Genomic DNA, 9507 nt, shown 5'->3' on the forward strand with positions numbered 1-9507 from the left:
CCAACCTGGGCAATACGGCCCACGCCGCCGATGCCGTCGAGCGTGGCGCCGAGGGCGTTGGTCTGCTGCGCACCGAGTTTCTGTTCATGGCCTACGCCAGTGCCCCGGATTTGGCGACGCAGATCGCAGAGTACCGTGAAGCCACCGATGCACTCGCTGGCCGACCGCTGGTCGCCCGAACGTTGGACGTGGGCGGCGACAAGCCCCTGCCCTACTGGCCAGTCCCCCAGGAAGACAACCCCTTCCTCGGCCTGCGCGGCATTCGCCTGGCGCTGACCCAGCCGGACGTGCTGGAAACGCAGCTTCGCGCCCTACTGATGGCCGCCGTAGGCAAACCGCTGCGCATCATGCTGCCGATGGTCAAGGACGTGGCCGAATTCCGCGCCGCCAAAGCCATCTACGACCGACTGCTCAAGGAAATCTCTGAACAGCAGCGCGCCACCGACGTGCAGCTTGGCGTGATGATCGAGGTGCCCTCAAGCGCGCTGCTGGCACCGACGCTGGCCGCCGAAGTGGACTTCTTCTCGGTGGGCACCAACGACTTGACCCAGTACACCCTGGCCATCGACCGCGGCCACCCGGAGCTATCTGCCCAGGCCGACGGCCTGCACCCGGCCGTACTGCGGCTGATCCAGATGACCGTCGACGCATCCCACGCCCACGGCAAGTGGGTCGGCGTCTGTGGCGAGCTGGCATCGGATGCCATGGCGGTTCCGGTGCTGGTGGGCCTCGGCGTCGACGAGCTGTCGGTCAGCGCGCGGCAGATCCCGCTGGTCAAGGCCCGCCTGCGGGAGTTCGACCTGGCAGAAGCGCAGGCCACGGCACAGCTGGCCCTGAGCAAGGCAACCAGCGATGACGTGCGCGATGCGCTGGAGGCTCGCTGATGGCACGAGTGGTCTGCATCACGCTGAACCCGGCCCTGGACCTCGCCTTCGACCTGGAGACGCTGACGCTGGGGCAGGTCAATCGCCCCACTCGCGCCCAACTGGAGGCGGCGGGTAAAGGGGTCAACGTCGCCCGGGTATTGGCCAGCCTTGGCCATAAGGTGGTCGTCAGCGGCTTTCTGGGCCAGGACAACGACGCCCCCTTCTGCCTGGCCTTTCCGCATTACGGCGTTCAAGACGCCTTCGTGCGGGTGCCTGGCAACACCCGCATCAATGCCAAGCTTGCCGAACAGAGCGGCCGGGTGACCGATATCAACGGCCCCGGCATGCCCATTGACGCAGCTCACCTCAACGCCCTCCGCCAAGTGCTCAACGGCCTGTTCGAGGGCACCGCCCCGCAGGCCATCGTCGTGGCAGGCAGCCTGCCGCCGGGCATCGACTCGGCCATCTTCAATGAGCTACTCGATTTCCTGAAAGGCTTTGGCGTGCCGCTTTGGGTGGATACCAGCGGTCCGGCACTGCTGACGGCCATCGCCGCCCAGCCTGCGGCGGTGAAGCCCAATGAAACCGAGCTGGCCGGGTGGGCGGGGCACGCCCTCGATTCCGATGCCCAGCGCCATGCTGCTGCCCAGCGCCTTCATGCCGGCGGTATCGAACACGCGCTGATTTCTGCCGGTGCCGAAGGCGTCTTGTGGGCCAGCCAGTACGGCACCTGGCACTCGACGCCGCCCAGCGTTCACGCAGTCAACACCGTGTGCGCGGGCGATACCTTCGTGGCGGGCATGCTGCATGGGCTGCTGAGCCAGCACGACCCCGACGCCACGCTGCGCTTCGCCACGGCGCTGTCTGCCGAAGCCGTTCGCCATGTTGGCGTGGGCAATCCCCACGCCGACGATTTCGACTCACTCCAACAACAGACCCGGGTACGGCGTCTTGACGACACCCACACCGAGGGAGCCACGCGATGAACCTGATCCTGATTACCGCCTGCCCCAGCGGCATGGCGACCACCTTCCTGGCCGCCAAGCGCCTGGAACAAGCCGCCACCCGGCTGGGCTGGCACGTCCATGTGGAAATGCATGGCGAAATTGCCCCTCTGCAGGCGGCTACCGCCGAACAGATTGCCAACGCCGACCTGATCGTGGTTGCCGCCGACCAGGTACCGGCCCCGGAGCGTTTCGAAGGTAAGCGGCTGTTCAAGGCGCCGATTGCCAGCGCTCTTCCCGACCCTACGGCGTTTTTGACCCAGGCAAAACGCGACGCCCCCCTGTACAGCGCCCCGGCCACCACCGCAGCGGCCCCCGCTGGCAGCCCAGGCGGCCAACGTATCGTTGCCGTCACCGCCTGCCCCACCGGCGTTGCCCACACCTTCATGGCCGCCGAAGCGCTGGCCGAGGCGGGCAAAGCCATGGGCCACCAGATTCGCGTGGAAACCCAGGGCTCGGTGGGTGCACAAAACCAGCTCACCGATGAAGAGATCGCCGCTGCCGACGTGGTCGTGCTGGCCTGCGACATCGAAGTGGACCCCTCCCGCTTTGCGGGCAAGCGCATTTATCGCACCTCCACCAGCAACGCGCTGAAAAAGCCCCGCCCGACGCTGGAAGCCGCGCTGACTGACGCAGCGGTGGAAGATGGCACCAGCGCCGCTGGCGGTGCCTCGGCCAAGAAGGGGATCAAGGAGAAAGGCGTCTACAAGCACCTGCTGACCGGCGTTTCCTTCATGCTGCCCATGGTCGTGGCGGGCGGCCTGTTGATTGCCCTGTCATTCGTGTTTGGTATCGAAGCGTTCCAGGAAGAAGGCACCCTGGCGGCAGCATTGATGCAAATCGGTGGCGGCACCGCCTTCGCACTGATGATTCCCGTGCTGGCAGGCTACATTGCCTACTCGATTGCCGACCGCCCCGGCATTGCCCCCGGCATGATCGGCGGCATGCTGGCCGCCAATATCGATGCCGGTTTCATCGGCGGCATTCTGGCCGGTTTCCTGGCAGGCTATGTGGCGCTGGCCGTGACGCGGTACGTCAAGCTGCCTGCCAGCGTGGAATCCCTCAAGCCGATTCTGATCATCCCGTTCGTGGCCAGCCTGGTCACCGGCCTGACCATGATCTACGTGATCGGCGAACCCGTGGCCGCCATCATGGCCGCCCTGACCGGTTTCCTCTCCTCCATGGGCTCTACCAACGCCGTACTGCTGGGCATTCTGTTGGGCGCCATGATGTGCTTCGACCTGGGTGGGCCCGTCAACAAAGCCGCCTACACCTTCGGCGTGGGCCTGCTGGCATCGCAAACCTACGCGCCCATGGCGGCCATCATGGCAGCAGGCATGGTGCCTGCCATTGGCATGGGCATCGCCAGCTTTGTGGCGCGCAACAAGTTCTCTGCCCCTGAGCGGGAAGCGGGCAAGGCATCGTTCGTGCTGGGCCTGTGCTTCATCAGCGAAGGCGCGATTCCCTTTGCCGCGAAAGACCCGCTGCGGGTGATTCCGGCCTGTATCGCGGGTGGCGCGGTGACCGGCGCGCTCTCCATGCTGATCGGCGCTCAGCTGATGGCGCCCCACGGCGGCATCTTCGTGCTCCTGATCCCCAACGCCATCACCCCGGCGTTCCTCTACCTGGGGGCGATCATTGCGGGCTCCTTGATTACTGGCCTGGGCTATGCGTTCATCAAGCGCGGTGCTGCACAGGTAGCAGTGGCCAGCTAACGGTTGCACACTGGCCTTACCAGGGGCGGGCCCAGGCCCGCCCTTTTTGTAGCCAAGTCCTTCAGCTGGCCCAAACTCTCGTTTTATTACTCATTTTCAAGCGATTCAAGCCGTACAGCGCTTCCATGGCGCCCAATATGTAGTATTTTTACATAAACAAGAATCACGATTGGAGGCACGCCCTCTGATTCGGAACAACGATGTAAAAACAAATAGGACCGCCCGTTATGTTTCAACTCACCCGCAGCGTTACCTGGCAGGCCCTGGAGCGCCTGCGCGATCAAACCGCCAACGATCGCATTCGCGACTATTTTTCCCACGACCCGAAGCGCTTCGAAAAAATGAGCCTGCGTGTCGGAGGCCTTTTTCTGGACTACTCCAAGCACCAGGTGTCTGATGCGGTACTGGCCAAGCTGATCGAACTGGCCGACCACTCGGCCCTGGTACAGCGCCGCGCTCAGATGTTCTCCGGCGACATCATCAACGTCACCGAAAACCGCCCGGTACTGCACACCGCGCTACGCCATTTGGGCGACGAGCCGGTCTACGTGGACGGCGAAGACGTGATGCCCGAAATCACCCGCACCCGCGAGCAGATCAAGGTGTTCTCCGAGGCAGTGCGTAACGGCGAGTGGAAAGGCTACAACGGCCAGCGCATCAAGGACGTGGTCAATATCGGCATTGGCGGCTCGGACCTGGGCCCCAACATGGCGGTGCGGGCGCTGCTGAAATACCGGCATCCGGAGCTGCACTTCCACTTCGTGTCCAACGTGGACGGCACTCACATTCAGAAGGTGCTCTCACGGCTCGACCCCGCCACCACGCTGTTCATCGTCTCTACCAAGACCTTCTCCACTCAGGAGACCCTGCTCAACGCCAAGACTGCGCGGCGCTGGTTCCTGGAGAACGCCGGGGAAGACGCCGACGTAGGGGCGCACTTCATTGCCGCCTCCACCAACCGCAAAGCGGCCATGGAGTTCGGCATTCGTGAAGAGAACGTGTTCGAATTCTGGGCCTGGGTGGGCGGCCGCTACTCCATGTGGTCTTCCATTGGCCTGCCCATTGCGCTCTCGATTGGCTTCGAAGGCTTTATCGAGCTGCTGGAAGGCGCCCACGAGATGGACCGCCACTTCATCGAAGCGCCGTTCGCCCAGAACATGCCCGTATTGATGGCGCTGATCGGCATTTGGTACATCAACTTTATTGGCGCCGAAACCCAGGCCATCGTGCCCTACGACCAGGCGCTGAACCAGCTGCCCTCTTTCCTGCAGCAGCTGGATATGGAGTCCAACGGCAAGTCGGTGGATATTTTCGGCCACCCGGTGAATTACAAGACAGGCCCCATCGTGTGGGGGCAAACCGGCTCCAACGGCCAGCACGCGTTCTTCCAGCTGTTGCACCAGGGCACCCGCTACGTGCCCATCGACTTCATCGCTTCGCTCAAGCCGGAGCCGGGCGTGGAAGACCACCACTTTGCCCTGCTCACCAACATGCTGGCCCAGGCCAACGCCTTCATGGAAGGCAGCCAGGGCGACAGCAAAGAACTGAGCCAACTGGACCCCTACAGCTGTCCCGGCAACCGCCCTTCCAGCACGCTGCTGCTGGACGAGCTGACACCGAAAAACCTCGGCGCGCTGATTGCGCTGTATGAGCACAAGGTGTTCGTTCAAGGGGTGATCTGGAATATCAACTCCTTCGACCAGTGGGGCGTGCAGCTCGGCAAACGCATTGCCGGTGAGATCAGCGAGCGCATCGACGCCAACGCCGCCGACTTCGACGCCTCCACCCAGGGCCTGCTGGAACTCGTCCGCGCCCACTTCCCGGGCACCGCACACCGCACAGACCCCGAAGCCGGAGACAAAAAGCCCGCTCGCAAGAAGCGTTAGGCTCAAGCGGCATTGACTGATGGCCTCCACTACGGTGGGGCCATTTTTTATGCCCAGACTTACGCAGTGCCAGGTAGCGAATCGTTACAGCCCACCGGCCACGCTTTCCCCATAGGGATAAAATTACCGCTTTTCACTTACACTGGACCTTATTTTCCCCATCGGGAAAGTTCGGCTACTATACGTATTCCAGTCTGGTAATTTTCCTTATAGGGAAACGGGAGCGTATATGCCTACCCTACCTGCCCCAACCAACACAGCGCTTTATTCGATTGAATCCGCCAGCAGTCTTGGCCTGATCATCCGTCAGGCTCGTAAACGCCAGCATCTGACCCTGGAAACTCTGGCGGGACTGTGCGGCGTCAGTATTCGCTTTTTAAGTGAACTCGAAAACGGCCGCGACACATGCGGCATGGGCAGAGTATTGCGCGTCCTGGAAACACTCGGTATCGAGCTTTTGGCACAGCCAATGGATAGCGATTCATGACCACTGAAACGCTCATCGTGTGGCAGAACCTCCAACGGGTGGGCACACTCTGGCGCGGCGCAGATAGCCGTCTCATGGGCTTTGAGTATGACGCAGAGTGGCAAGCTAGCGGGCAGGCCATTTCCAACAGCCTTCCTTTACACCAACGGACATGGCCGCCCGAAGCACTGACTGCCCATCATTGGTTCGGCAACCTACTGCCAGAAGAGCAAGCACGTGCGGCGATTATCCGCCAACTGGGCATTCCTGATGACGACTTCTCGCTGCTGACCGCGCTTGGTGGAGATTGCGCCGGGGCACTGTCGATTCTGCCGCCTCATCAACTACCAGAACCTGCGTCCAGCAATGACGACGGTACGCCACTGCCGCAAGAAAGACTTAACGAGTGGGCGGCCTTTCAACAACGTTATGCGCTATTTGCAGCGTCACAACCAGCGCCCAGGCCACGTCTTTCACTGGCCGGTGCACAAGACAAGATTCCTGTGATCTGGCGTGAGGAAGCTTTTTATTTGCCCCAAGGCACTGCTGCCTCTTCGCATATCATCAAGTTTGCGGTAGATGGACGCGACCATGTTATTTTCAATGAGCTTTACCTCAACACGCTGGCCAAGCTGGCCGGTATCGAGTGCCCCCGCACTTCAATACGTTATGCAGGGAAGTGCCCACTATTAGTGGTTGAGCGTTACGATAGAGCATGGGTCAACGGCTCTCTGCAACGCGTTCATCAGGAAGATTTATGCCAGGCAATGGGCAGACCGCGTACGCAGAAATACCAGGAACACGGCGGACCGACGCTGGCCGACTGCTTTCATCTGTTACGTGAGGTATGCAGGCCACCTGCCCCAGCATTGCAACAGTTGCTCCGCTGGCAAATTTTTAACATATTGGTAGGTAACAGTGATGGCCACGCAAAAAATGTGTCATTACTACAAGATGCAAAAGGCAAATGGCGTATTGCTCCCGCTTACGACTTGGTGGGCACCATTGTTTTAGGATATGACCCTAGCCTGGCATTCTCCATTGGCAACCAAAACAACACCATGCAGCTTTTATCTCGTGACTGGAAGCAGCTGGCGACGCAGAGCCAAATTAGCTATCCATTCATCAAACGAGAGATTGAGCGACTTAAAGCGCTACTGCTTCGATTTGTTGACTCCACAGAAATGCAGCAAGCTTTAATAGAGGCAGGGCTATCCGAGGGCGCTTGGCCACGTTTACAACAACAGCGCCACCACATCGTAAAACAGTGCAAGAAAGCAGCGCATTGGTGACTTCATTCTCTTGCTAAAACCAGCTCCCAGGTAACGAAAAACGAGCATCCTCATGAACTACCTTTACCAGGCAATCCAACGCTGCCCACGCGTGGCGGTATACGGCACGTTAAAGCACGGTCATCGCAATCATCATTGGCTGGGCGGCGCAGACATGCTGGGCCAGGACTGCTTGACGGCGATTACGCTTTACGACCTGGGCCCCTACCCCGGCGCCAAGCTCATGCCCTCCACAGGCGTTTTGGTGGAAGTGTATGCCATCGATGCCGAGCGGCTAGCCCGGCTCGATGCGCTGGAAGATTACCTGCACCACTCCCCCCAAAAAGGGACCTACGACCGGACGGTGCTGGCGACCTCCCATGGCGATGCCTGGTGCTACCTCTACAACCCCGCCGTCGAGGAAGCATCGCTCATTCGCCGCGGCGAGTGGTAAACCGCGCCAGCGCTCCTTGCGTATCCACGATCTGCGCATACTCCTCCGCCAGATTGGCCAGCGACATGGCGTGCACCTCATCGGCAGTACGCTCCGTGCCCGCGTAATCGCACTTGGCAAACGTAAACGTCGCGTCACTCACGACCCAGGTACCGAAACCGAGATTGCCTGCGGTGCGCAAACAGTTGATGGCGCACCGCTGCACCTTGCTTGCAGAGCACGATAAACACCCTATACTGTATGAATAAACATATTATAGGTAGCTCAGCGCGAGGCTCCCGATGACGGCTCATAACCTTCCCCGATACGCCGTGCATAAAGGTCGCGGTGCCACTTACGACCCCCATAACCGTTTTTCACCGACCCGCAGCGTCATGGAGGACGATGGCTGGTGGCAAGAGGAAGCTCGCCCATCGCTGGCTACCGAAGTGCGCGAAGAGCCCAGCAAAAGCGCGCTCTCCTGGAACCGCTCACCCGATCTGCCCTTTGACCGCTCCCTGAACCCTTACCGTGGCTGCGAACATGGCTGCGTGTATTGCTATGCCCGCCCTTCCCACGCCTATTGGGACCTGTCGCCGGGGCTCGATTTTGAAACCCGACTGATCGCCCGCAGCGGCCTGGTCGAGCATCTGAAACAGGAGCTTTGCCATCCGCAGTATGTCTGCCGCCCTATCAACCTGTCTGGCAACACCGACTGCTACCAGCCGCTGGAAGCCACATACCAGACGACCCGGCGCCTGCTGGAGCTGCTGCTGGCCTGTCGCCACCCGGTCACCCTGGTGACCAAGAGCACGCTGATCCTGCGTGACCTGGACCTGCTGGCGGAAATGGCGGAGCACCGCTTGGTGCGGGTGTTCGTCAGCCTGACCAGCCTGGACGCCAACCTCAAGCGTACGCTGGAGCCTCGGGCGGCATCGCCCCAGGCACGCTTGAGAGCCATTCGCGAGCTGAACACGGCAGGCATACCGGTAGGCACACTGGTGTCACCGATCATCCCGGGCCTCACCGACCATGAAATCGAGCGCATCCTCGAAGCGGCCAGCCGAGCGGGCGCGCGTACCGCGACCTGGATGCTACTGCGACTGCCCCATGAAGTCGCGCCCCTGTTCGAAACCTGGCTGAACGCCCATTACCCGGAGCGCGCCGCCAAGGTCATGAGCTTGATGCGCCAATGCCGCGGCGGCCAGAACTACGATGCACGGTTTGGTAAGCGCTTTCGTGGGGAGGGGGTCTTTGCCGACCTGATTGCCCAGCGTTTCCAACGCGCTAGCCGTCAATGGAACCTGCAATCCCGCACCGAGCAGGGCTTGAACACCCGCGACTTTCGGCCACCGCGGGCACAGGGGGATTTATTTGATTAGACTGCTGGAGTACACATCACCAAGAAGACGCCCTCGCTATGTCGCTCAGTAAAACAAAATCCAGCTTTTACCGCCGCCTATACGTGGCCCACTTGATCGAACAAGGTATTTCCAGCGTGCCTGCGCTGATGGAAGCCACTGGCATGCCCAGGCGCACGGCTCAGGATACCATCGCCTCGCTGAGCGAACTGGACATCGAGTGCGTGTTCGAAAAAGGCGACGGCGAGCGCCATAACATCGGCCACTACGTCATCAAGCAGTGGGGCGCGATCGATCCGCGCTGGGTGGCGCAACATGCTCAGCGGCTGGGTGAGGCGTTGGGCTACCGTGAGTAGGCCAAGGCGCATCGGGCTCGGCCCAGGTCAGCCTCGCGGCGTTGAGTGTGACGCTGAGGGAACTGGCGGCCATGGCCAGCACAGCGACCAGCGGGGGAATGGCCATGGTGACCACCAACCCCAGCGCCAGAGTGTTATAGAGCGCCGAT

General features: G+C 61.2%; 11 protein-coding genes. 9 read left to right on the plus strand and 2 right to left on the minus strand.

The genetic code is table 11. The features are described from left to right. The 7 genes from B7L71_RS00265 to B7L71_RS00295 form a co-directional block, all read left to right on the plus strand. A partial coding sequence (locus B7L71_RS00265) for a putative PEP-binding protein (protein WP_139790004.1) occupies nt 1–884 on the plus strand: 884 nt, incomplete at its 5' end. Then, complete coding sequence (gene pfkB / locus B7L71_RS00270) at nt 884–1852, plus strand: 1-phosphofructokinase (protein WP_081135069.1); 969 nt, start codon at nt 884–886, stop codon at nt 1850–1852. The genes B7L71_RS00265 and pfkB, both read left to right, overlap by 1 nt. Then, on the plus strand, nt 1849–3585 hold the full coding sequence (locus tag B7L71_RS00275) for a PTS fructose-like transporter subunit IIB (protein ID WP_016914230.1): 1737 nt from the start codon (nt 1849–1851) through the stop codon (nt 3583–3585). The genes pfkB and B7L71_RS00275 overlap by 4 nt, the downstream gene beginning before the upstream one ends. Before the next feature lie 227 nt (nt 3586–3812). Beyond that, complete coding sequence (pgi, locus tag B7L71_RS00280; protein ID WP_081135071.1) at nt 3813–5471, plus strand: glucose-6-phosphate isomerase; 1659 nt, start codon at nt 3813–3815, stop codon at nt 5469–5471. 229 nt (nt 5472–5700) lie between these two features. Continuing rightward, complete coding sequence (locus B7L71_RS00285) at nt 5701–5958, plus strand: helix-turn-helix domain-containing protein (RefSeq protein ID WP_052196421.1); 258 nt, start codon at nt 5701–5703, stop codon at nt 5956–5958. Further along, the gene (locus tag B7L71_RS00290; RefSeq protein ID WP_081135074.1) at nt 5955–7229 is read left to right on the plus strand and encodes a type II toxin-antitoxin system HipA family toxin; all 1275 of its coding nucleotides are present in this window, start codon (nt 5955–5957) and stop codon (nt 7227–7229) included. Before B7L71_RS00285 ends, B7L71_RS00290 begins: the two co-directional genes overlap by 4 nt. Before the next feature lie 52 nt (nt 7230–7281). After that, nucleotides 7282–7662 (plus strand): gamma-glutamylcyclotransferase family protein, encoded by a 381-nt coding sequence (locus B7L71_RS00295; RefSeq protein WP_081135077.1) that lies wholly within the window; start codon nt 7282–7284, stop codon nt 7660–7662. Here the strand turns inward: B7L71_RS00295 and B7L71_RS00300 are convergent. Continuing rightward, the gene (locus tag B7L71_RS00300) at nt 7640–7804 is read right to left on the minus strand and encodes an isochorismatase (protein WP_249273138.1); all 165 of its coding nucleotides are present in this window, start codon (nt 7802–7804) and stop codon (nt 7640–7642) included. The genes B7L71_RS00295 and B7L71_RS00300 overlap by 23 nt on opposite strands. A gap of 139 nt (nt 7805–7943) precedes the next feature. Here B7L71_RS00300 and B7L71_RS00305 point away from each other — a divergent pair, with 139 nt between their 5' ends. Both B7L71_RS00305 and B7L71_RS00310 read left to right on the plus strand, forming a co-directional pair. Next, nucleotides 7944–9023, plus strand: a complete 1080-nt coding sequence (locus B7L71_RS00305; protein ID WP_081135081.1) for a PA0069 family radical SAM protein — start codon at nt 7944–7946, stop codon at nt 9021–9023. Nucleotides 9024–9061: 38 nt separating this feature from the next. Continuing rightward, nucleotides 9062–9358 carry a winged helix-turn-helix domain-containing protein gene (locus B7L71_RS00310; protein ID WP_081135084.1) on the plus strand — a complete coding sequence of 99 codons (297 nt, stop codon included), beginning with the start codon at nt 9062–9064 and terminating at the stop codon, nt 9356–9358. On the opposite strand, the gene B7L71_RS17930 is transcribed toward B7L71_RS00310, so the two are convergent. Next, nucleotides 9276–9507, minus strand: a 232-nt coding sequence (locus B7L71_RS17930) for a hypothetical protein (protein ID WP_446497333.1), incomplete at its 5' end; no start/stop codon positions are given. The genes B7L71_RS00310 and B7L71_RS17930 overlap by 83 nt on opposite strands.

It is taken from the genome of Halomonas sp. BC2 (assembly GCF_002078115.1).
GTDB lineage: Bacteria > Pseudomonadota > Gammaproteobacteria > Pseudomonadales > Halomonadaceae > Vreelandella > Vreelandella stevensii.

Excerpts from the sequence above, each read along its gene's own strand:
- pfkB (WP_081135069.1), top strand. The coding sequence starts at position 884 with ATGGCACGAGTGGTCTGCATCACGCTGAACCCGGCCCTGGACCTCGCC.
- B7L71_RS00275 (WP_016914230.1), top strand. The coding sequence starts at position 1,849 with ATGAACCTGATCCTGATTACCGCCTGCCCCAGCGGCATGGCGACCACC.
- pgi (WP_081135071.1), top strand. The coding sequence starts at position 3,813 with ATGTTTCAACTCACCCGCAGCGTTACCTGGCAGGCCCTGGAGCGCCTG.
- B7L71_RS00285 (WP_052196421.1), top strand. The coding sequence starts at position 5,701 with ATGCCTACCCTACCTGCCCCAACCAACACAGCGCTTTATTCGATTGAA.
- B7L71_RS00290 (WP_081135074.1), top strand. The coding sequence starts at position 5,955 with ATGACCACTGAAACGCTCATCGTGTGGCAGAACCTCCAACGGGTGGGC.
- B7L71_RS00295 (WP_081135077.1), top strand. The coding sequence starts at position 7,282 with ATGAACTACCTTTACCAGGCAATCCAACGCTGCCCACGCGTGGCGGTA.
- B7L71_RS00305 (WP_081135081.1), top strand. The coding sequence starts at position 7,944 with ATGACGGCTCATAACCTTCCCCGATACGCCGTGCATAAAGGTCGCGGT.
- B7L71_RS00310 (WP_081135084.1), top strand. The coding sequence starts at position 9,062 with ATGTCGCTCAGTAAAACAAAATCCAGCTTTTACCGCCGCCTATACGTG.